This is a genomic window from Xanthobacter autotrophicus ATCC 700552, assembly GCF_043194565.1.
Taxonomy (GTDB): Bacteria; Pseudomonadota; Alphaproteobacteria; order Rhizobiales; family Xanthobacteraceae; genus Xanthobacter; species Xanthobacter autotrophicus_F.
In genome coordinates this window covers 17,563-38,602 of the sequence record NZ_JBAFVS010000027.1, presented here as the reverse complement: position 1 = coordinate 38,602, position 21,040 = coordinate 17,563, and the positions used below count along the sequence as shown (strand labels likewise).

29 protein-coding genes are annotated in these 21,040 nt (G+C 64.9%); 9 read left to right on the top strand and 20 right to left on the bottom strand.

What is annotated here, in order from left to right:
* Positions 1-47: 47 nt before the first annotated feature.
* The 14 genes from V5F48_RS21115 to V5F48_RS21050 are packed head-to-tail and all read right to left on the bottom strand — an operon-like array spanning position 48 to position 13,026.
* Positions 48-2,198, bottom strand: coding sequence for a type IV secretory system conjugative DNA transfer family protein (locus V5F48_RS21115; protein ID WP_213375274.1), 2,151 nt, complete (start codon positions 2,196-2,198; stop codon positions 48-50).
* Positions 2,176-3,243: a P-type DNA transfer ATPase VirB11 gene (virB11, locus tag V5F48_RS21110; RefSeq protein WP_394039622.1), complete on the bottom strand. Its 1,068-nt coding sequence runs from the start codon at positions 3,241-3,243 to the stop codon at positions 2,176-2,178. Before virB11 ends, V5F48_RS21115 begins: the two co-directional genes overlap by 23 nt.
* The gene (gene virB10, locus V5F48_RS21105; RefSeq protein WP_394015616.1) at positions 3,203-4,561 is read right to left on the bottom strand and encodes a type IV secretion system protein VirB10; all 1,359 of its coding nucleotides are present in this window, start codon (positions 4,559-4,561) and stop codon (positions 3,203-3,205) included. Before virB10 ends, virB11 begins: the two co-directional genes overlap by 41 nt.
* Positions 4,562-4,567: 6 nt before the next feature.
* Positions 4,568-5,371, bottom strand: coding sequence for a P-type conjugative transfer protein VirB9 (virB9, locus tag V5F48_RS21100; protein ID WP_394015617.1), 804 nt, complete (start codon positions 5,369-5,371; stop codon positions 4,568-4,570).
* Positions 5,368-6,105, bottom strand: coding sequence for a VirB8 family type IV secretion system protein (locus tag V5F48_RS21095; protein WP_394085357.1), 738 nt, complete (start codon positions 6,103-6,105; stop codon positions 5,368-5,370). Before V5F48_RS21095 ends, virB9 begins: the two co-directional genes overlap by 4 nt.
* Positions 6,102-7,232: a TrbL/VirB6 family protein gene (locus tag V5F48_RS21090; RefSeq protein ID WP_394039615.1), complete on the bottom strand. Its 1,131-nt coding sequence runs from the start codon at positions 7,230-7,232 to the stop codon at positions 6,102-6,104. The genes V5F48_RS21095 and V5F48_RS21090 overlap by 4 nt, the downstream gene beginning before the upstream one ends.
* Before the next feature lie 7 nt (positions 7,233-7,239).
* Positions 7,240-7,437, bottom strand: coding sequence for a hypothetical protein (locus V5F48_RS21085; RefSeq protein WP_394015620.1), 198 nt, complete (start codon positions 7,435-7,437; stop codon positions 7,240-7,242).
* Positions 7,434-7,610 (bottom strand): hypothetical protein, encoded by a 177-nt coding sequence (locus tag V5F48_RS21080; RefSeq protein WP_394015621.1) that lies wholly within the window; start codon positions 7,608-7,610, stop codon positions 7,434-7,436. Before V5F48_RS21080 ends, V5F48_RS21085 begins: the two co-directional genes overlap by 4 nt.
* A gap of 13 nt (positions 7,611-7,623) precedes the next feature.
* Positions 7,624-8,346 carry a type IV secretion system protein gene (locus V5F48_RS21075; RefSeq protein WP_394015622.1) on the bottom strand — a complete coding sequence of 241 codons (723 nt, stop codon included), beginning with the start codon at positions 8,344-8,346 and terminating at the stop codon, positions 7,624-7,626.
* A gap of 9 nt (positions 8,347-8,355) precedes the next feature.
* Positions 8,356-9,270 carry a hypothetical protein gene (locus V5F48_RS21070; protein ID WP_394085358.1) on the bottom strand — a complete coding sequence of 305 codons (915 nt, stop codon included), beginning with the start codon at positions 9,268-9,270 and terminating at the stop codon, positions 8,356-8,358.
* Positions 9,267-11,678 (bottom strand): VirB4 family type IV secretion/conjugal transfer ATPase, encoded by a 2,412-nt coding sequence (locus V5F48_RS21065; RefSeq protein ID WP_394015624.1) that lies wholly within the window; start codon positions 11,676-11,678, stop codon positions 9,267-9,269. Before V5F48_RS21065 ends, V5F48_RS21070 begins: the two co-directional genes overlap by 4 nt.
* Before the next feature lie 9 nt (positions 11,679-11,687).
* Entirely contained in the window at positions 11,688-11,984 is a 297-nt protein-coding gene (locus V5F48_RS21060; protein ID WP_213375252.1) for a VirB3 family type IV secretion system protein, read from the bottom strand.
* On the bottom strand, positions 11,981-12,286 hold the full coding sequence (locus V5F48_RS21055) for a TrbC/VirB2 family type IV secretion system protein (RefSeq protein WP_213375250.1): 306 nt from the start codon (positions 12,284-12,286) through the stop codon (positions 11,981-11,983). Before V5F48_RS21055 ends, V5F48_RS21060 begins: the two co-directional genes overlap by 4 nt.
* 11 nt (positions 12,287-12,297) lie before the next feature.
* The gene (locus V5F48_RS21050) at positions 12,298-13,026 is read right to left on the bottom strand and encodes a lytic transglycosylase domain-containing protein (RefSeq protein ID WP_394015625.1); all 729 of its coding nucleotides are present in this window, start codon (positions 13,024-13,026) and stop codon (positions 12,298-12,300) included.
* A gap of 118 nt (positions 13,027-13,144) precedes the next feature.
* Here V5F48_RS21050 and V5F48_RS21045 point away from each other — a divergent pair, with 118 nt between their 5' ends.
* The 8 genes from V5F48_RS21045 to V5F48_RS21010 all read left to right on the top strand — a co-directional run bounded on the left by V5F48_RS21045 (position 13,145) and on the right by V5F48_RS21010 (position 17,900).
* Positions 13,145-13,648: a hypothetical protein gene (locus V5F48_RS21045; protein ID WP_394015626.1), complete on the top strand. Its 504-nt coding sequence runs from the start codon at positions 13,145-13,147 to the stop codon at positions 13,646-13,648.
* A 1-nt stretch (position 13,649) separates the two neighbouring features.
* A complete protein-coding gene (locus tag V5F48_RS21040; protein ID WP_246544815.1) occupies positions 13,650-14,270 on the top strand; it encodes a thermonuclease family protein in 621 nt (206 codons plus the stop codon).
* Between the two features lie 33 nt (positions 14,271-14,303).
* Positions 14,304-14,645 carry a single-stranded DNA-binding protein gene (locus tag V5F48_RS21035; protein WP_213375244.1) on the top strand — a complete coding sequence of 114 codons (342 nt, stop codon included), beginning with the start codon at positions 14,304-14,306 and terminating at the stop codon, positions 14,643-14,645.
* A gap of 28 nt (positions 14,646-14,673) precedes the next feature.
* Positions 14,674-15,228 (top strand): thermonuclease family protein, encoded by a 555-nt coding sequence (locus tag V5F48_RS21030; protein WP_394085360.1) that lies wholly within the window; start codon positions 14,674-14,676, stop codon positions 15,226-15,228.
* The gene (locus tag V5F48_RS21025) at positions 15,225-15,776 is read left to right on the top strand and encodes a hypothetical protein (protein WP_394085361.1); all 552 of its coding nucleotides are present in this window, start codon (positions 15,225-15,227) and stop codon (positions 15,774-15,776) included. Before V5F48_RS21030 ends, V5F48_RS21025 begins: the two co-directional genes overlap by 4 nt.
* A gap of 96 nt (positions 15,777-15,872) precedes the next feature.
* The gene (locus V5F48_RS21020) at positions 15,873-16,454 is read left to right on the top strand and encodes a hypothetical protein (RefSeq protein WP_394085362.1); all 582 of its coding nucleotides are present in this window, start codon (positions 15,873-15,875) and stop codon (positions 16,452-16,454) included.
* A gap of 146 nt (positions 16,455-16,600) precedes the next feature.
* On the top strand, positions 16,601-17,167 hold the full coding sequence (locus V5F48_RS21015) for a hypothetical protein (protein WP_213375367.1): 567 nt from the start codon (positions 16,601-16,603) through the stop codon (positions 17,165-17,167).
* Positions 17,168-17,189: 22 nt separating this feature from the next.
* Complete coding sequence (locus V5F48_RS21010; protein ID WP_394085363.1) at positions 17,190-17,900, top strand: hypothetical protein; 711 nt, start codon at positions 17,190-17,192, stop codon at positions 17,898-17,900.
* Positions 17,901-17,913: 13 nt separating this feature from the next.
* Here the strand turns inward: V5F48_RS21010 and V5F48_RS21005 are convergent, their stop codons facing one another.
* The 3 genes from V5F48_RS21005 to V5F48_RS20995 all read right to left on the bottom strand — a co-directional run bounded on the left by V5F48_RS21005 (position 17,914) and on the right by V5F48_RS20995 (position 19,236).
* Positions 17,914-18,159 (bottom strand): hypothetical protein, encoded by a 246-nt coding sequence (locus tag V5F48_RS21005; RefSeq protein WP_394015632.1) that lies wholly within the window; start codon positions 18,157-18,159, stop codon positions 17,914-17,916.
* Between the two features lie 29 nt (positions 18,160-18,188).
* A complete protein-coding gene (locus tag V5F48_RS21000; protein ID WP_394260231.1) occupies positions 18,189-18,815 on the bottom strand; it encodes an acyl-homoserine-lactone synthase in 627 nt (208 codons plus the stop codon).
* Between the two features lie 97 nt (positions 18,816-18,912).
* Positions 18,913-19,236, bottom strand: coding sequence for a WGR domain-containing protein (locus tag V5F48_RS20995; RefSeq protein ID WP_246544811.1), 324 nt, complete (start codon positions 19,234-19,236; stop codon positions 18,913-18,915).
* 381 nt (positions 19,237-19,617) lie between these two features.
* Here V5F48_RS20995 and V5F48_RS20990 point away from each other — a divergent pair, with 381 nt between their 5' ends.
* On the top strand, positions 19,618-19,788 hold the full coding sequence (locus V5F48_RS20990) for a hypothetical protein (RefSeq protein WP_213375234.1): 171 nt from the start codon (positions 19,618-19,620) through the stop codon (positions 19,786-19,788).
* Positions 19,789-19,826: 38 nt separating this feature from the next.
* Here the strand turns inward: V5F48_RS20990 and V5F48_RS20985 are convergent, their stop codons facing one another.
* From V5F48_RS20985 to V5F48_RS20975, 3 genes are read right to left on the bottom strand one after another with little or no spacing between them, the layout of a single operon-like run.
* Complete coding sequence (locus V5F48_RS20985; RefSeq protein WP_213375232.1) at positions 19,827-20,081, bottom strand: hypothetical protein; 255 nt, start codon at positions 20,079-20,081, stop codon at positions 19,827-19,829.
* 26 nt (positions 20,082-20,107) lie between these two features.
* Positions 20,108-20,527: a type II toxin-antitoxin system MqsA family antitoxin gene (locus V5F48_RS20980; protein ID WP_213375230.1), complete on the bottom strand. Its 420-nt coding sequence runs from the start codon at positions 20,525-20,527 to the stop codon at positions 20,108-20,110.
* Between the two features lie 2 nt (positions 20,528-20,529).
* The gene (locus V5F48_RS20975) at positions 20,530-20,835 is read right to left on the bottom strand and encodes a type II toxin-antitoxin system MqsR family toxin (protein ID WP_213375363.1); all 306 of its coding nucleotides are present in this window, start codon (positions 20,833-20,835) and stop codon (positions 20,530-20,532) included.
* Between the last annotated feature and the right edge of the window lie 205 nt (positions 20,836-21,040).

The window sequence follows — 21,040 nt, the reverse complement described above, 5'->3', positions numbered from 1 at the left end:
CTCGTCTCGGTGAGCGACGCGGGCCGCGCGGACCACGGCTACATATTTCATGGCGCGTCGTCGCCGAACCCGTCCTGCAGCCCGGTAAGGGTTGTCAGCGCTTGCCTGACCCGCTCTTCCTGACCAACTGCCGCGGTGCTGGCAGCCATCGCTTCGAAGTCGCGACGCTGAGCGCTTTCCGACGCGGCCAGTAGATCACTGATGTTGCAGTTCTCCCCAGGCGGAACCAATGGCTGGTCACCAAGCGAGAGCTGCTTGCGGGCCAGTCGTTCGACTGGCTTCACCCTCGTGATCACCAGCGGCGCCGGAAAGAAAGCGGGTTCCGCCGCGGCTTGCCGCTTGGCTGGGGCCTTCTTTCCTGGGGGTTGAGGATTTCGCCTTGGCGCCCGTTGCGCGGCGGCTTGGAGCGGTGGCCGGGCGACCGTGTCGTCTTCGGTGCTCTCGGCGGCCGGCGCCGGATTGATCGCGCCGCCCAATGCCTCATCCTTCCATTCGCGCAGGCTCGGCAACGCCGGCGGATTTCCCTTCGCCGCCTCGTAGGGCCGTCGATAGGGCTTGTCGAGATAGTGGCGGATCTTGGTAAGCTCGAACGAGCGCGAGTTCTTCACCATCAGGATCGACACGCGGTCGGACATCTCGCGCAATTCGAGCGGGCTGCGTAGCGGGCGCGGCGTGTAGTGCGGCGCCCAGGCGCGCGGCGCGAAGATCCCCTGCCCTGGCCGCATCACCGGCGTTTTGTAGACCTGCGTCGTCTCGCCGAGCATCTCGGACACGAAATCCGACGTCTCCAGATCGTTGATCTGGATGAACAGCTTGATCTGCGAACCGGACACGGTGGTGATGCGCGTGTTGCGGCCATAGAGCTCATCGAGCTGGGAGATGTCCTGCATCACGATCGCCATGCGGAAGCCATAGCCGGCGCTGATGGTAATCTTGGAAATCAGCGAGTCCATGCGCCCGACATGGTAGAATTCATCGAGCATGAGCAGCACCTGGTGCGGCTCATCCTCGCCCGGGATCCTCACCATCATCAGATCATGGATCTGCTGGAACAGGATGCGGATCAGCGGACGGAAGATGGCGAGCTCGGCGATGGTGCAGCCGATGAAGATGGTCATCGGCTGGCGGCGCAGCTCGCGAATGTCGAAGTCGGACGTCTCGGTCGCCGCCGAGATCAAGCCGTTGTTCCAGAGCGACATGGCCATGTTGACGTTGAACACGGCGCTGTTGCGGGTCTCCGGCTCGAGCGCGATGTACTGGTTGAAATTATCGATCACCCAGGTCGGCAGATGCTGCCGCTCGGTCTTCACGATCGCCCGCAGCACCGACGAGATGTCCCGTCCCGTGGTCGTCATCCGGGCGACCGTGCGCATGTGCTGCGCCCCGGTGATCAGCGGCGACGAGAGCACATAGCCGATCAGGGCGGATAGCAGCAGTCGCCCCGCCCCGGCCCAGGTGTCATCCGCTTTCTCGGGGATCACGAAGGAAGCGACGACCAAGCAGTCCGTCGCCATGCGCTCGTCGCGGCGCACGAAGTCGAGCGGGTTGTAGCGGTGCGTGTCATTGGAGCCCGGCGAGAACATGAAGACCTTGTTGCCCATGGCCTTGCGGTGGTTCGCCAGCGCGTCGAAATTCTCCCGCTTCGGATCGAAGAACACCGCCGAACCTTGCCAGAGATAGCCGTTCGGCAGCACGAACCCGGTCCCCTTGCCCGATCGCGAGGGCCCGACCACGAGGATGTGGGCTGGCTCATCCGAACGCACCGTGACACCACCGATCGTCCCCAGCACGATGCCCTGCTTGCCGGTCAGGCCCTGCTTCGCCGCCTCCATCAACGTACCGAAGCGCGCCGCCCCAAAGGGCATCTGGCGGCGATTGATGAAGGCGAACAGCCATCCTGCCAGACCAAGGGCAATGACCACCCCCGCCGCAATGCCGGCGCGGATCAGCGCCTCGATCTGTGTCGCCGGGTAAAGAAGACGGGCATGGAAATGCTGCCAGGCGACCAGGAAGAAGCCGGCCGAGCGGTCGGCATTCTGCAGCCGCAGCAATCCCCAGCGGCTGGCGCCCTCGCCCGGAAAGCGCGCCGGGGCCCAGCGCAGCCCGACGACGATCTCATAGGCCATGCTCCAGAGCAGCCAGAAGGCAATGGCGAGCAGGATCGCAATGCCGATCCTATAAACGACGACGCGGGCCATGGCCGGCCTTCCTTCCTGTCCCCCCTGCCCTCTCCGCCCGCCACTCCGCCATCCGCGAAAAATACACGGCCGAGGTGCCGCGCCAGCCGCCGACCTTGGTCTGCTGGATGACGATCGGCAGGACGGATTTGATGTAGCCAACGATCTCGTCCCGCCGCAGACCGAGCCCGGCCTGCATCACCATCAGCGCGAGCTGCTCGAACGCGCCGGCCGGACTATCGGCATGGACCGTGGTGATGCTGCCGGGATGGCCGGTGTTGATGGCCCGCAGAAACGAATAGGCCTCCGCACCGCGAATCTCGCCGAGGAAGATACGGTCCGGACGCAGGCGCATCGAAGCCTGCAGCAGCGTCTCGACGGTGACGCGGGCTTCACCCTGATCGCCCTTCGAGGCGACCAGCGGCAGATAGTTCCTCTGGATCGGGTTCACCTCGCGGGTGTCCTCGATGGTGATGATGCGTTCCTCGACTGGGACCTCCTTCAAAATCGCGTTGAGGAATGTCGTCTTGCCGGAGGAGGTGCCACCCGAGAGCAGGATCGAATAGCGGTTCACGACGGCGAGGCGGATGAAGTTCTCGATGCGGCCGGCGTCGAGATGCGCGCAGAGCTGCCGGTCGACATCCGACAATTCGCCCTCAGTGACGGTCGCGACTTTCTCGAACGAGCCGAGCCGGCGATAATCATCGAGCCGCATCTCCTTGATGACCTGCTTGCGGATCGCGAAAGCCCCGCCCGCTGTCGTCGCCGGCGGCATCACGCCTTGAAAGCGTTCGCCCGTCGGCAGCGCCGCCGACAGCAGCGGATGCTCTTCGTTGACGCTCTGGCCGGAATGACCGGCAATGCGTTCGGCGAGGTGTCGGATTGCGAGCTCGGTGAGCTCAGGAACCGGATGACACTCCATCGCGGCCTGACCGAAGCGCTCGACCCAGACCTCACCGGGGCCATTGGCGCAGATCTCGACGACCTGGTCGTCGTCGAGCCAAGGCCGAATGGGCCCGAGCGCCCTATCGAGGAAGACTGTCAGGTTTCGCGCCGGCGCGTTCACGCTTGAGCTCCCTGAGCGCCTCCTTCACCGGATCGGGGTAAAGGGAGGAGAAATCCAGGTCCCGGCGCACGAAGACGATGATCCGCGTGCCCTGGTCGAGATAGATCGTCGGCGGGATGTTGATCGAGTTCTTCAGCGCCTCCTGGGCGATATTGGTTAGCGTCTGCGAGACATTCTGCGCGGCGATCTGGCGGGCCTGGAGCGACTGGCTGTTCTGGTTGGTGCCCGTTTGGGTCGTGGTGACGAGGCCCGTGACCGGATCCGTCGTCGTGATCGTGGTGCCATTATTATTGTTGTCGTACTGGCCATAGCCGCTCAGGAATTGCGAGACGCCGCCGACGACCGACAGCATGATCGCGGAGCCGAAGCGCTCGAGGTAGTGATTGTCGACGAAGCCGGCATTGCCGGCGCGGCCGAGATCGTCGGTGCCGTTCGAGCCGAGCTGGACCGACACCCCATCCGAGCGCAGCAGCCGCGTCCACACCACGAAGACGCGGGTCTGCCCCTGCGAGATTCCGGACTTGTATTCGCCAACGAGCCGGCTTCCTGCCGGGATGAGAATGCGGCGGCCGTCGAATGACCAGACATTCTCAGCCGTGACGGCGCGCACCATGCCCGGCAGGTCGCTCTGAACGGCGGTCTCAAGAATCCCGCGGATCATCGTGCCCTGTGCGACAAGCGCATCGATCCGATCGTTCTTCACCGCCTTCGCGATCTCGACGCCGGCGCTCGTGACCGACGCCAGGAAGCGGCGGTTGGGGTCCTCGTCCTGCCCGGCAGCCGCGCGCGCCGGATCGGCGGGACTGCCAGCTGCATCGCTCGGACTGGCGTTGTCGGCAATCACCTGCGGCGCGCGGAACCGTTCCCACTTCCGCCGCTCCTCTTCCTGGCGCAGCCGCTCGAGTTCGGCCAGCCGGCGCGCTTCATCATCGTTCGGTGCCGACAGGGCGAGCGGTGGCTCGGGTGGCGGCGGCGCCGGCAGTGCCAGGGGCGGCGCGATGGGCGGTGGTGGCAAGACCGGCTCGGGCGGCACAGGCGGCGCTTGCGGGATGAGAATAGTGCCCTGGTCGGTCTGGGTCCGTGGGGTTTGCAGCGATGGCGCCGGAAACTGCGTCGTCGTGAACTCTTCCTTGTCCGGCGCGGTCATGTTCCGTGGACCGCTGCCGAGCGAGGCGTAGATCATCCATCCCGCGATCAAGACGGCGCCGAGCGGCACGCCGAATTTCACCAAATTGCCGAGGGCAGTCGAACCCCGCGCTACCGCCGTCGCAGCGGAGGCTTCCAGTTCGAGCGAGCGATAATCCTGTGGCGAGGGCATGGCGCGTCAGCCTCCTGCGCTGGCTGACGGAAAACCTACGCGCTGCGGCGCATAGGGCTCGAGCCCATTCGGCTCGTGCACATTGGTCGCACGCCGATTGAAGATGCAGGTCGATTCCGTGCCATTGCGCAGCGTCCATTGCGGGCTGACCTTGTCGACGACGACGAACGGTCCCTCGGTCCGGAAATTGACCAGGCTCTCATTGCGCTCGGCATCGACGATGTAGATCGCCGGCGTTTCACCCTCGAAGCGGAACCAGGTCTTCACGCCGTCGTCGAACACGGCGACCGGCTTGTTGGTCGACGAGCCCTTGTAGCCATAGTCGCTGTTGGCGTTGGCGATGTTGAGATCGCGCAGGTTCGGATTGGCGGCGCGCTCCTTGGCGGCCGCGAGCAGCTTCGCGCTCGCCTCGTCGTCGGGAAACCGGAACCGAACCGCGTAGATCTGGTCATTCGGCGCGCGCGTGTTCGACCGCAGCAGGAAGCTGTAGATGCGCTTGTCGGTGACGACGTTGAGGTTCGACTGCGCATTCTTGTCGATCGGCTTGACGAAGATGATGTCGCCCTTGCGATTGGGCTCGACCTTCCAGGCAAGGGAATCGCCGAGCGCCAGCGTCTCGATCTTCTCGTCCGGCTGCAGCTGGATCATCGTCGACGTGCCGTAGGTGGCGTCGATCGCCGTGACGTTGTCGCGGTTATAGACGACGTCGCGGACGCGAGCATCGACCCGTCCCGCGCGCGGGATCGCTTCCGCGAACGCATGGCCGGACGCAAGCAAGACGCAGCCTGCAAGGATCAGGCGCCGCCTCATGATCTTTGCGCTCCGGCCGTGCCGGGAGAGGGAGCCGTCTCCTGGTCGCGTCGATATTCGAGCACCTGGAAGCCGAGCGGATTGTCGAAGCGATACTCGTTGCGCATCGGTGCGGAGGTGTAGCGGAAGCGCACGAGCGAGACCCAGTTGCGCGTCGTAATGCTGGTCGCCGTTTTCTCATCGGTGGAGAACCGCACCAGCGCGGTGCGGTTGTTCGGGAACGTCACCGACTTGACCGAGACCGAGACCTCGGTGTTGGAGCTGTAGATCTTGACGGGATTTTGCGGATTGGCCGGCGAATAGATCTCCGTGAGCTCACGCGCCGCGTCGCCGGTGGCGAGCAACTGTGCCAGGTCGAAATTGTCCTTCAGCGCCCTCGGATCGTAGGTCTCGCGCGCCTTGATGTAGCGAACCACATTGAAGGTGGTGACGGCCTCGTCCTGCGTCAGCGGCCCCTCGGCCATCGGGCGTTTGACCTCGACGAAGCCCGTCGTCCTGTCGACGACCACCATATAGGGCTCGTAGGTTTTCAGCGGCACCAGCAGCGCCAATGTACCGAGTGAGGCGACGGCAACGATGGTCATGACGCCGGCGACGATCCAGGCCAGCGCTCGCGAGTTCCGGTTACGCCGTGCGACGTCATATTCCCAGGTTGCGCCCTCAGCGTAATAGCGGGGGTCGATCTTAGCCGAGACATCGACCGCTCCAGCCTCTGTCACTGGGGTATCGCTCAAGGCCGGTTCCCTCCCCCACCTTGCGCCGGCGGCGAGCCGGGATGCTTGATCTGTTCAGCGAGCCTGCGGAACTCAGGCGATTGCGCCCACGACGCCGCGCGCAGCCCGACACGCGCACGCTGGCGCGCCGCCAGCTCCTCGCGCCGCGACGTTGAGCCCGGGTTCAACGGGTTGCGAAAGGCAAGACGGGCCCTGTTTGCCGCCATGCCGAGCCGATAGCCGCTGACCGTGGCGAGCACCGCACCGATCCGCGAACTCGAGATCGGCACGCCGCCGGCAATGGCCGCGGCCACGTTGTTGATCTGGGCCAGCAGCAGCACGCCGATGATGGCCAGCAGCACGACGGGGCCAATCGTCGCCCAGCTCGCGCTCTTGGTATTTGCGACGCCGTTCAGCGTGTCGATGGTCTGCTGGATCAGCGAGACGTAGAAGGCGAGGAATGCGTAGACGAGCACCTGCACCAGAAAATACTGGATGAGCGTACCGAGCCAGCCGCTGAAGAAGCGCGAGGTGACGCCAAACAGCAGCAGGATGATGAATACCGGCGCCAATGCCAGCAGCAGCCACATGAAGAGCTTCGACAGCACGATCAGGAAGATCGCGAAGCCGATCAGCAGCGCCATCACCACATAGAAGACGGCGGCGAAGATGTAGGGCCCCCAATTGGTGAGGCCCGCATTCTGCAGGAACGCTTCGGTGGCGCTGTTGGTGGTGTCCCACATGTTCTGCAGGGCCGACTGCACGCCGTTGACCGAGGTCAGGTTCTGCGCCGTGCCGGTGTTGTTGGCGGTGGTCACGGCGCTGAGCAGCGCGTTGCCGATCGCCGACGGCCCGTCATTCATGAACCGGTACGCCAGCGTCTGAAAATCGTTCCAACTGGTTGCGAGGGCATAGATCAGGAAGGCGCGAAGCAGCCTGAAGGCGTGGTCGGCCGGGCCGCCGGTTGCCGTGCCCTGCCAGATGCCGACGCCCCAGAAGATCACATAAAGCGTCAGGAGCAGCCCGGCGACGCTCGTCGCTCCGCCCGATGTCAGCGCGTTCGACAGCGCCTGGTAGGCGGTCGAGACGTAGTTCTGGCCGATCTGGTCGACCGATTGCAGCAGCGAGGTGATGCTGAACGTCGCCATCGCGCCCTCAGATCGGTTTCATCGGGCCGCAGGCGTCAAGCGACTCGAACGGCTGAGGTGATGGCGTCGGCGTAGACGCCGCGTAGCCGAGCGGCGCGCCGCCTTCGTCCGGCGAACACGGCGCCTTGAGTGGCTTGTAGGCACAGCCCGCGAGGGCAAGCGCGAGACCGCAAAGGGCGGCGAGTGCTGCCGAGGTGCGGATCATTTCTTCGGCTCGGCGGGCGAGGTGAAGGTCATGGCGCGCGCCAGGCCTTCGGTATCCGGCTTGCTCTCCGTCTGCGCAGCGGGTGCCGGTGGCGCGGGCATGCGGATGATGATCACGCTGGCGGCGACGATGAGGATGATCGCAGCGGCGACGGCGATGGTGATCTTGTTCAAGCGTCCTCCAAAGTCACTGCTGGGTGAATTTCATGGCGCGCGCGACGGCGGACTCCGCCGCGATGCGATCGAGATTCGCCTGGTTGGCAGCCGCCGCCGCATTGTTCACGACGCCGTTGAGCTCATTGATGGTCTGTCCGGTCTGGATCTGCACCTGCGTGTTCTGGTCGACGCTGCCCTTCAGGTCCTGGGCCTGGCCGATCTGCTGGCCGCCCTGGGTAAATGCGGAGGAGCGCTGCTGGACGGCTCCCTGCGTCGAGTCGATCAGGCCGGACAGGGTCGCCGCGACATTGACGGAGTTCTTGTAGGCGGTGTCGACCGGGTGCGTCTGGCCGCCGGTCATCCCGGTGATGGTCTGGACGAGCTGCAGGCCGTTGATCAGCGTCGAGACGATGTTCTGCGATCCCGAGCCCAAGCCTGCGAAGGACAACGAGCCGCCCGAAATCACCGAGCCCAGTGACGGGGCCTGCGCCATGGAGAAACCACCACCCAGGGCCATCTGCGCCAGGCTGCCCTGCGCCTGTGAGGTGCGATCCCCGGTCACCGCGGCAAGCGTCTTCTGCGTGAATTGCAGGATCTGCTGGTCGGCGTCGAGGATCTGCCGGGTGCTGGTCGCGATCTCCTGTGCTTTCGTTAGATTCGCATTGTCGATCACCGGCACCTGCGCGCGCGCTGCGGACGTGGCAATGACCAGGCCCACGGCGAGACCGAGCGCCAGTTTCAGAACAGATCGCATGGCAGCCTCCTATTGGCCGTTGGCTTGAATGCTCTCGATCGCGGCGGCGACGTCAGCGCCGGACAAGGGCGGCTGGGCGGAGGGCGCGGTCGCGGCAGTCCGCGCCTCGTCCTGAGCCGCCGAGAGGTAGAACAGGACGTTGCCGTCGCTATCCATGTGGCGGGCCGCGACGCATCCTGGGTCCACGGGCGATCCCGGCGGCGTGGTCGAGCATGACCCCGCCGTGCGGCAGGGATCGGCCACGGTCCCCGATCCGACCATGCCGACCATGCCGACCGTGCAGGCCGGCATGGTCGGGGTGCCGGACGACGACGTTGTCGCCGAGCGCATCCCAATGGTGGCGCGGCTGATGTCGCTGTTCTGCGCCAGATTGAGCGCGTTCAGGGCCGTCACCCAGATATTCGCCGAGCCCATCACGCCGTTCCAGGCGAGGTTGTTCTGCAGACGCGCGGCACTGTTCATATCGATGGCCGCCATCACCGTCGTCGCGGTGCCAACCTGCGAACCGGCGTTGCGAAACGCAGATTGTGCGGCGCCGAGTGTCGATCGGCTGGCATCGAGGCCGGCGACGACGTCGCCCGTCGACTTGAACAAGGTCTGGCTGTTGAGCGCGGCGCCGTGGGCCTCCGCTGTCGGGACCGCCGGCATTTCCGGTGCATAGACCTGGATGGTGCGGCTGCCGGCGCCCGATTGCGGCTGCACCGTCGGATCGGTGACGCTGGCCTTCTTGCCCGTCGTGACGGCGCATTTCACGCCCTGATTGGCGTTCTGCCGTTGCGTGGAGATCGGTACCAGTTTGATGGTCGCGCCTGCGGTCTCCGAATGCTGCGTTAGCTGCGCGGCGTCGGTGGTCGGGATGGCGGCAAAGGCCGCGCCTGCGCCGATCCACGACCAGGCAATCACCGTCAGCGCGAGCCGCTTCATGCCTCAGCCCTTCCCATGAATATCGGCAGCCAGACGGCTGGATCGTCACCGACGCGGGCCCGCAGCGCGTCGAGCTCGGCCACGGTCTCGGTGCGGCCCGACAGCACCTTGATGATGTCCGGCATGCCGGCGAGATTGAGTTTGGCGATGACGCTGTCGCGGCCGTGCTTGATCAGGAAGGAACGGCTCTCCGGCACCGTGCTGCGGATCCAGGTCACTTCGCGCTCCGAGAGCCGGAAGGCGCGGGTGTAGCTTTCGTCATCCGCCTTCGGATTCGGGAAGAAGACATTGGTCGCGGTCTGCTCGATCAGCGTGCTCGCCGAGTTGGAGCGCACGATGTCGGCGGCCGATTGCGTCCCGAAGCCGATGATGCCGTTCTGCTTGCGGATTGTCTTCAGCTTGTCCTTGATGAAGAAGGCGAAGACCGGGTCGTCGAGCAGCCGCCAGCCCTCGTCGAGGAAGATCATCACCGGATCGCCCGTCAACAGCTCCTCGGTGCGGTGGAAGATGTACATCAGCGCCGCGGTGCGGATGACGGGATCGTCCAGCACCCGTGTCATGTCGAACCCGAAGATGCTCGAGACCGAGAACTGATCGGCCTCATTATTGAACAGCCAACCGCGCTGGTCCGGCCGCATCCAGCTCTCCAACCGAGCGAGGAGATCGCCCTCGCCGGCCCGGATGCGCCCGCGCAACAGCGTCGAGAAGGCCTTTAGCGTCCGCCCGTCCGGCCCGGCGCTCAGCGCTGAAGCGATGGCGTTGCGGATGACCTGCTCCTCGGAGGCGCTGAGCTCGCCGCCATGGCCTGGCCGCAACATGAAGCCGAGGAGCTGGAACAGGAATTCGCGGTTCGGCGCTGTGTCGGGCAGGGACAGCGGATTGAACCCCGTCGGCTCGCCTGGGACCAGAACCTCATATTGGCCACCCATGGCGCGGATGAAGATCTCGGCGCCGCGATCCTTGTCGACGAACAGCAGCTTCGGTCGCGGCGTGACGCGCTGCGACTGCGCCGAGATGAAGGACAGGAAGACCGTCTTGCCGCTGCCCGAGGGCCCGACGACGGTGAAGTTGCCGAGGTCGCGAACATGGTGATTGTAGTAATAGGCAGTCTGCGAAGTGGTTTCGAACACCGAGATCGCCGGACCCCAATGGTTCCCGTCCAACCGCCCACTCGGGTAATTATGCAATGACGTGAAGCCGGCGAAGTTCTTTGAGGAGATCACCGACTTGCGCGCGATGTAGGGGAAATTCCCAGGCAGCTGGGCCCAGAAGGCCGGCTCGCAATTGAGATCCTCGCGCGTCCAGATCACCGAGCGATCGGTCAGCGCCGCGCCGACCGCGGTCACGGTGGCGGCAACCTCGGCAACCGTGCGACCGAGGCACATCACCGACATGTGGTGCTCACCGTAGATCGCCTCGGACGCCAGGAGTTCGTCACGCGCTTCGTCAAGATGCTCGGCGATGATGGAGCCGGCCTCGTCCGACATGTCGACCTGCCGGGCGACGCGGTCGATCTGCTTGGCCGCCTCGGGGCGGTCGACGATGGCGAAACTCTGCGTCGCGATGAACTCGTGCGGGACACGCAACAGATTGTCGAAGGAGCCCGGTCCGGTCTGCGCCGGATACTCGCGGATCGACACCATGGCGCCGAAGCGGGTGTCCTCGGGCCCGGCGCCACGGATTTCGATGGCGTTCTTGCCGAAGAAGATCCGCTTCATCGACAGCGCATCGGCGAGCGCCATGCGTGGCAAATGCATTGGGCGGGGGATGCCACCATTGACGAGCTGAACGAGGAATTCCAGCGGTTCCGAGTGCCAGACCCCATCCCGGCGTACGACGCCGAGCTGGCGCGCTCCATAGGCGGCGAGATTCTCGCGCACTGCGGTCGAGGCGTCGTGCAACTCGCTCAAGGCCGTCTGCGACGCCACGGATTCGCCGGCGGCGTCCTTGCGTCCAAGCAGCTTCGTCAGCATCGCGTCGAACGTGCCGGCCTGGCCCTGCAGCGGCCGACGCACGATGGTCAGATAGAGATCATTGACGAACATCCGCCGCTGCGACAGCGCCGCGTCATAGCGCTCGTCGATCTCGCGGCACAGCGCATTGTCGAAGCTCGACGCGATCCGCGGCTGCACCTCGCGGCGGATGATATGGCTGACGAGCGCGAAGCGGGAATTGGCCAGCGTGCGGACGAGGTCGTTGCGCGCCAACAGGCGGGAGTTGATCTCGCTAATGTCGGCGGTCTCGAAGGAATAGCCCTCGCATTTCAGGATCGTCATCACCAGACCGTCGCGGGTCTTGATGACGTGATCGTCGACATGGCGGGTATAGGGGATGTGGCTGGCCACCGGACGCTCGCGGCGCGACACCGCACCGTAGGTCAGTTCATCGAGGAGTGCCTTTGCCACCATCTCCTCGCCTCACGCGCGATAGCTGTCGGCGGCCCAGAAGGCGCGCGAGCGGGGTGGGCATCTTGTCGATTTGACGAACAGGATTTCGAAGATGCGATCATCGCGCAGCGTCAATATGTAGCCGAACAGATGCAGCGGGATTGCGACCAGCAGCAGGAACAAATTGTGGGAGATCAGAAAGCAGACCGACGAGACCACGCCGTTGAACATGAAATACATGTACGGCACGCCCATCAGCGTCGGCGCGCGTGTGAGTGCTTTGACCAGCGGGCTGATATGCGGCTCTTCGAGGTGCTGGCTGTTCATTGACCGACCGCCGACTGGAAGAATTGAACGATCTGCGCCGAACCGAACACCAGCACGATGCCGAAGATCACACTGCCGGCGATGCCCCAGGTCAGCCGGCCCGACCAAGCGAAGAAGCCGCAGGCGATGACGGCAAGCGTCGCCAGCGCGGTGGCGATCGGGCCGGTCAGCGCCTGCACGAGGGTGGTCAGCGTCGACTGCACCGGCTGCAGTGTGCCGCCCGACTGTGCGGCGGCGCCGGCGGTCATCAGAAGCAACATGGCTCCGGTGAGGTAAGGAACGCGTCTCGACGGCTGCTTCATCTACGGTCTCCTCAGTCGACATGCATCACGAAGCCGTCGCTCCATTGTGTCTTGGCGCGTGGCTTCGCAGGCTCCGAGGCTGCCGCTGGTGAAGCGCCGCCGGAGAGAGGTTGGATGATGTCGGCAGCGGCCGACGCGACCCGCGCGGCGCCGACTGTCGCGGCCGCGGCGGGGTCTGGCCATGTATAGAAGTCGTTCATGACGTCGGCGACGAAACGCACGGTCTCGGGATAAGGCGGAACACCGCGGCTTTTTTGCACGGCGGCCTCACCGGCGTTGTAGGCGGCGAGAATGAAGAACGGATTCCGGTAGCGCTCGTGCAGCGCGCGCAGAAAGCGGACGCCGCCGCGTACATTGCCTACCGGGTCGCACAGATCGACATCGAAACGCTGCGCCGTCTCGGGCATCAACTGCATCAGGCCATACGCGCCCTTTTCCGATAGCGCCGTCGACAGATAGCGGCTCTCGATCTTGGCGACCGACAAGACGAAGTCCGGATAGAACTTCTCCTCTGTGGCGATCCTCACGATCAGCGCCCTCGCGGCATCGGATGCGAGGTCCGTGGCAGGCGCACAGGGAGATGCCGCGCCCTTCTGACCCTGGAGTATCTCGACCGGTTGCGCCGGCGCTTCGATCGGGACGACGCGGCCGGAACTGTCGACGGTGGCGAGCGTCGTAGGCGCTCCGCTCTGCGCGCTGGCCCCTGCCATCCCGGTCGTCAGGAGCGTTCCGATCGTCAAGCCGCGAATCCACATGCCCTGCCCTCAAATCAATTCGCCATGGACAATATATTGAATGTTGATACGATGGCAACACGACTGGCGACGGGTTTTCCTAGAGGACCGAAAAGGAGGGCGGATGAAGCGGCCTCAGTGGTTGGCGATGGCGATAATCGTCACCGGCGGCGCGCTTGGGCCCGGCGGAGCCGGGGCGCAGGATGCCTCATTTGGCTGCAAGGTACTCCTTTGCGCCGCTGCCACGGCGCCCAGCTGGTCGGGCATCCCCTATTGCGTGCCGGTCATGCAGCAGCTCTTCCGGTCGCTCGCGCGCGGCGGGTCCTGGCCGACCTGCCCGGAAGGCAATGCCGGGCGCCTTGGCTTTGAGCCCTATTTCGCCTGCCCGACCGGCACGACGCCCATGCAACGAACCGGCGGCGATACCGACGCGCTCGTGCCGGCGCCGAACGGTGATCTTTGCGCCGACACCTCCAAACCGCGGCGCGATTGCCATAGTGGTGACGATGGGTCGTGTGAGACCACCTATCCCACGACACCACGGCAGGCTCGCACCGAGCCCAATTATGTCGACATCTCCACGGCGAACGGCGCGCAGCGCTTTTATTTCTCGCTGAGGGGATACTGAGATGCGCCGCGTCCGCGTCGCGCTCCTCGTGCTGGCGGCCGCGGTATCGCCCGTGGCGGCGCAGTCCGCCGCGCCGGGCTGGTTTGCCGTCCCAGGCAACGCTGTCTACCAGACCGGCGACAGCTGGACGGACGGCGGCGTGATCTATCGCCTTTATGGGGTTCAGTCCTGCCTGCGCGGCACCATCGTCACCAATGCGCATGGCGTGAAGCGTGACTGCGGCGAGGCCTCGCTCGCGATGCTGATCGCGCTGACGCGGGACCTGAAGCCACAATGCTACCAGGCGGCTGCCCTGCCGGAGGCGCGCACGGTCTTCGTGTTCTGCATCGCGCAACCATTGAGCGGAGCAGGCGCCGGCTCACGGATCGATCTCGGCACCGCGCTGATTTCGACCGGCTACGGCTTCGCGGCGCTGACACCCGACGGCAAGCCGGTCCACCCGCCCTACTTCGTCGCGCAGCTCGTGGCGCAACGCGGACACGCCGGGCTGTGGGCCTTCGCCGACCTGCCCGAACCGAACGCCATCATCCTGCGCGCGCTCCGGGCGGATCGATCGGCTACGACGCCGTCGCAGCCAACAGCCTCGAGCGCCCCGGACACGCCAGGGATCGCGCCGCCATGACCAACGCCACCACCAGCCGAGGGAGCCTTGCCCATGAGAACCACCAACCTGTTCATCCTTCGCGGCCATGTCGGACAGGCACCGAAGGCCTTTGGCAAGACCGCCAAGGTCAATGTCGCGACCGATCGCGTCTGGACCGACAGCAAGGGCGAGCGAAAGGAAGAGACCGACTGGGTGACGATCAGCCTGCTGAACGAAAAGGTCGCCCAATGGGCGCTGACCCATGTCGTCAAAGGCGACGCCGTCTACGCGGAGTGCCGCATCGCCGACGGCTCATATAAGGATAAGGCCGGTGAGACAGTCTACACCACCGACGTCATCGCCAATGCCTTCCACAAGCTCGACCTGGGCAACCGTGATGACGCGGGGGCGTAACCGCGGCGCCAGAACGGGGACCATCGTCATGGTCGCCACGCTTGCCGCGACCACATTGGCCGGCGCGCAATCGCCGGAAAGATCCGGCCTTTACTCGCCAGGTAGCGCGCTGCAATCGCCACCGCTGCGCGTCGAGGTTCTCGACGGGACGCGCTTTCGCGATATCGAGACGCAGGCTGTCTATCGGCTCTACGGCATCGACACCTGTGCGCCAGGGCAAGCCGCTCATCTCGGCCGTCAGCCCTGGCCGTGCGGCACCGTGGCGGCGGCTTGGCTGGTCTCGGCAACGCTCAACAAATGGGTTGCCTGCAACATTCTTCGCGATGAGCAGGGCGAGCACCTCGCGCGCTGCGCCTCGGCGGATCACGCCGATATCGGCGCCGACATGATCCGCGACGGCATTGCGATGACCCTGCCGCCAAGCGAGCAGGATCCCGCGATCCGCGCCTATGTGTCGGCCGAGAGGGACGCGCGCAAAGCCTATCGGGGCATCTGGGCCAGCACGTTCCAGATGCCCTGGGAGTACCGGACCAGCGATCGGCGGCGTGCCATCGCGAAGAAAGGCGCCGAGGCCGCGCCATGAACGTCGCGGCCTATCTCGCGCCCGGGCTTCTGGCGCTCGCCCTGGCGGCTTGCGCCGCCCCGACGTCGCCGGTTGTCGAGGCGTTGCCTCTGCCATCGCGCGACACGCTCTACGAGCCAGACCGCGTTCAGCCCGGGCGCCTCGAATACGCTCCCGATCGGACGACGTTCGCCCCGATCCTGACCGAACGCTTCTCCTATCCGACGCAGGCCCAGGCCAACGACGCCTATCGCCGGCTGCTTGGCGACGACCCGATCCCGCCGTCGCGCGCGACCTCTGTCTGGCTCTTCGGCTGCAAGCCCGGAGCGCTCGATGCCCAGACCGCGCGCGTCAGCCGCTACCGGGGACCCGTCGTGCATTGCGCCACAGATTTTCTCGATGCCGGGGGCAGACGTCTCAGGCGCGAGACCGCGAACTTCTATCATTACCGCTCTGTCTGGAACATGCAGCCGGTCGATCCGCCGCGAACCCTTGTCCCCTGGCGCGGCGGTGAGCGCTCGCCGAAAGACGCGTGGCGCTGGGTCCCGGGCCGCGATCGATACGAATAGCGCGGCGGGGGCTTTCCACGGGTGCGACATTGGTTCATTATACTAGATGTTGTTGAAGGAATGCGCACCTGCTTTCCACGGCATATCGCGCGACGAATGCCAGCGATCGCCGCTGCATGGATGTCTCTTGTGATCCCGGCACTCGTTCATGCCCAGGCGCTCACCGCAGATCCAGGAGCGTGGCGTCCGATGTCCTATGCCGATCTCCAGCACGCGACGGCGGACACCGCCACCTATGCCGACATCTGGAAGGACGCCATCGAGGACAACAACCGCGCCTATCTCGCGCGCGGCGACACGCGCTACGCAAGCGCCAACGCCCCGGCGACCGAGGCGCATTTCGTCATTTGGAGCGCCAGGAAGGCGGTCGTGCTCAGCATCCTGAACACGGCGACGGGCTGCACGCTGAAAGAGGTCCAGGCGTCGGCGCGCGCCACGATAAAACTCTGTCCCCTGCGGATCGCCATCTATGAAGGCATTCAGGTTCGCACCCTCGACGGGGGGAGCGCCTGCTTCCTCGAACTCGCGCCGGCCGCGGCGGGCGCACCCGTGGACCTCGCCCGAACCGTCGCCTATGCTGCCTATGATGTCGCGACGAAGACGGTGAAGACCGGCCTCGTCATCGACCATCAGGCCGTCGACGGCTGCTCGAACAACATCCCGCTGGGCGCGCCATGATCAAACGGCTGCGCGCCCGCCATCATCCAATGTCCGCTGACGGCGCGGTCAAGGCGACCCCTTGCGGGGCGCGGCTTGCGCCGCGGCCCGGACCGCCCCTGCGGCCATGCCATGCTGGCCGGCCATCTCAGCATCAGGAGGCTTCGATGCGTTCCTTTCTCGTCATCGCACTTGTCGGGCTTACCACCCTCTCAACGGCCGCCGTTGCGCAGGACCAGGGCTCCGGGGCCTGGCAGCCGATGACGTTCCACAATTTCCAGACGCCATCGAAAACCGACACCCTGCAGACGCTCGTCTGGCCGGACGTGATCCGCGAAGCGAATGCCTACGTCACCACCGAGCTCAAGCGACCGCTCAATGGCAAGAATGCCCTGGTGACGGCCCTGTCCTCGACCTATCGCGACGGGTCCCGCACGATCATTGTCAGCACCGCGCTCTCGCGCGATTGCGACAGCGGCGCGAACGACGCCGGCGCCGAGATCGAGCCATCGACCTGTCCGCTGCGCATCGTCACCATCGAGAACGGCAAGGTTCTCGCCATCAAGACGGCAACGGGCTGCTACGCGGATCACGCCGATCCGGACATCCCGGCGAAGAACCGCAATGACAATTCCTACACGCGCTTCGATCCGGCAGCCGGCACCATCGCCTTCCGGACCAATGTCGGCGGTCGCGACGTGCCCGGCTGCGCGCGGACCTATTCGATCAGGTGATTCCCTGCACCAGGAGGCGACCATGGGTAGACAGCTTGCCAGATTGATCACGACGCTCGCATTCGTTCCGATGTTGCTCGCGGCGGTGACAGGCCATGCGCTGGCGCAGAAAGGCCAATATTGCGAGCGCACCAATTATTCAGCCCAGGAGATCACCGACGCGGTGAGAAACTCCTCCCTGCGCGACGATCTCAAGGGGACGTCATGCTCGCTGGGTGGTCTCGGGCGTTTCGAATCCGGCGGCAACAAGGGCGTCTACAATGGCAGTTGCTGCACCGGAATCTTCCAGCTCAACAACGCCAATGTCCAGAAATATGCCGGCACGGATCGCGCCGGATACGGGTGCATGTCGCTGCAGGATCAGGTCGATGCCTGGGCCAGGCTGACGAATGCGGGCTACAACGCGCCGGCCGTGAAACAGCTGGCCTCGATGTCGACCTTCGACGGCCAGAAGGTGGACGCCAGTTTCATCGCGGCGTGTATCCAGCTTGGCACCGGCAACTGCCAGAAGATGGTAAATTCCGGGTCATGCTCAGGCTTCTCCGACATCAACGGGACGACGATCTGCGGTATGGCAAGCAACGCCCGCGCCATGGCTGATCCCAACTGCAAGGATGGACAGGCTGTCTGCGGACCGTCGGGACCTGGAGACTTCCCGACGTCGACGGGCTTCGCCGCCAACCCACCGACGGCAACCACCGCATCGATCGTCGTCGCGCCGACCGACGTTTGATCGTCCGACTGGCTCAGTTCAGGTCGGGCGGATCCGGCAGAATATTTTTCCGGAATGCCGCGAGCTGCTCTTCAGTCGCGTCACACAGATCACCGCCACGATAGTGTGCGTAAACCAATGCCCAAAACACCACCTCGTCCGCCCTGCCGGCAAAGAGGGCCTTCTGCAACGTCCGTCCGATCAGCGCGACGGCGCGGGGCGGCTCGTAGCGAGAATGCAGTTCACTCGCGATGAGCTTCGTATCGGCGGTTCGGATCACGGCGCACCTCCTGATCTAAGAGAGTTGGGTTATGCCGCCGAAGGCAGTGATCCGGGGTCAGGGAGAACCGAGCCTTCGCAATGCCGCGCCTGCTGGATCGTCGTGAGGGTTTCCCGGTTGAATGACATGCGCAGCGCCACGACCTCGTCGCGGCCGATGCGCTTGGGAAAGCCGAGAGGGCGCACGAAGAACCGCAGCTGCATCGCGATCACCATCAGCCGCCAATCGATTGCCACGGTGACGGTATCCACGCGATGCGCCATGCCCCATTCGACCACGCCTTGCGCCAGCTCGAGGAATGGTCCGTTTGCGCTGGGGCGGAGCTCGCGATGACGGGGTGCCACGCAAAAGCGTGTCCATTCGAAGACGCGTGGCCCCCGCGGCGGCTTGCTCCGGCAAAGATCGGTCAGGACGTCGCTCAGCAAATGCGGGCGTGTCGTCGGAAGCAGTCTTTGGTAACCGACGATCTCATCGTCACGCAGGCAGACCTGATGAATCGCATGCGCGTTGTCGAAGCGGTCCCGTTCGAGCCCGTCCGGTTGGCGCAGGTCGCTCCAGCCTTTCTCTTCGACGAAGATGGCATGCCGGAAGCGGAAGACGCGCTCCATCAGATCGCCATGCTGCGCGATCTCGGAGCCAGGGATGAGCAAAAGCATGAGAAATTCCTCGGCTTGTTGGGTAACGAGCCGAGGAGTTCATGAATCAAGCGCGGCGGGTATGGTTAGAAATCACCATTGCGCACTGGCGCCGCGATCATTCGTGACGGCTATCGGGCAATCGAGTCGTGCCGTTCCCACCGTGGAGTGCGGGCGCGATCCGAAGCTGATAGCCGCGCCGAAGCTTGCGATCCAGCCACGTTCCAAGCGCCATGCGCGCATCTTCGCGCTGCGCGTAGAGTTCAGTGCGGCGTTGCCCAAAGCTCCCGATCCGCCCCCATTCGCGCACCATCGCCGTCTCCCCGAATAACGTCGGCTCGATCGACAGCACATAGTAACGCGCCATGTTCTGCGACGCGTCGATACGGTCGAGCACGAGAACCTGAAGCATTGATGGCGAGGGCCGATGATCGTCTAGCATGATGCACAGTCCCACGCGCGTGCGCGCATGGTCCAACGCAATGATTGAATCAGTTGCCCGTGATCGATTCGTTTTGGTGATGACGGTCGGCTCGGATCAGCCGACGTGACGGCCAGCAGGCTGCGGAGGCAGGGTACGGCCCGCTTCTGACAGAGTTCTGCGACCCCGGCACCCGGGGCTTCCACGGTGAGCCACCCCGCTCTCAATCAGCGCAATTCCTTGGTCTCGGCCATGGCCTTCTGCGATCAACCCGCCAGGGGTCCGCTATGCGCGCATGCGGCCTCTGCGGCTTCGCCTGCGAGGTGATCGCGGCCGTAATCCGGACGCTTCGGGCGCCTGTCGAGCGGGGATGGTCCCCGCCGCAAGACGGGAGCTGATACGATGTCGCAGAACCTCACCCTTGCTCAAGACCACGCCTGGAACCTCGCCAAGACCCTGATGGTCTGCATCACGCTCTTCGAGTCCGACGGCGGCTATGGCGTTCTCCCCTCGGACGAATTCGACGGCGACCCTGCCTCGGTCATTCACGAATATGATCCCTATGCGCGATGAGGCGCTCTCGACGCGGGGCCCCGGCGGGGTCCCCGCGGTCAGGGAATCTCGCTATCCGGTGGCAGCTCCGCCAATCCCTTGATCGCCTCTTTCAGGCGATGGCTACGATACGCGCTGTCGGCAAACCAGAGCTCGATCTCGGCAGGGTCGAGCGTATCGGCATAAGCCGATGTCGGCACTGGACATCCGGACTCCCGGATGGCGCGTATGTTGTGCTGGTAGCGCCGGATCCGCTCCTCCATCGGCAGCTCGGGTCCATGCTTCAGCAATTTGTCCTTCGGCCAGGTCGGCATGGCAGAGCTCCAAACATCCACTCCAGTCAGCGCAACTCGTCGGCCATCTCCGGATGGCGATCGAGCAGCTTGATCAGCTGGCTGGTCGGGCCGCTCGGCTCGACCAGCCCGCGCTCGTATTTGTCGAAGGCGTTCTCGCCGACCTTGAGCAACGCGCCAGCGTCACGCTGGGAGAGGTTCAGCTTGGTGCGCACACGCCGGATCGTCGCCGGCGACGGCGTGCCGTCAACCTGTTCCTTCAGCGTCCGCAGCGCCACGTCAACCACCGCCATGTCCTTGCCGACATGGATGCCGTCGCCCTCGCCGGCCGGATAATAGCCGGGCAGCTCGACCATGAGGCTCACGCCCTTATAGGCCACCACGAACGGCCGCACGCTGCGCGTCAGGATCTCGCCAGTTTCCGGCGCCGTCATGGTGTCGGGAAGCACCGTCTCTTTCATCGCCATGGTCATTTCTCCTTGAACGACATGACCGTGAACTCGGTGATGACGTCCGCCTGGAACTTCACATAGAGCGTCAATCCCCGCGCCGGCACATGATAGACGTCCTGCCAGACGCGATGATCGGCGAACGTTGTCATCGACTTGAAGAACATGCGCCGCTCGATGCCGATAATCGTCTCGACGATGCCACCACGATCGAATCCGAGCGCCGTCGCATCCCGCAGCGCCGATGTCGTCATCGCCAAGCGGTCGACCGACCCCAGTGCCAGTTTGATGGCCTCGAGATCATAGGTCGGCCGCCGCTTCTCCATGGTCGAAATATGCCACCATAAAGGTGGCAGTTCAAGGGCGCGTCCGATGGGGGTCGGACCCCGCTCTATGCCGCCGGCTGCACCGTCTCCACGCAGCCCCGTCCCGGGTCTGCGCCTGCGGTAACGATCGGTCGCGCGGCAGAGGCCAAGCCGCGGATCGCCGGGAAAGGATGGGCGCGGGAGGCAGGCCCTCCAGGAGAGCGAG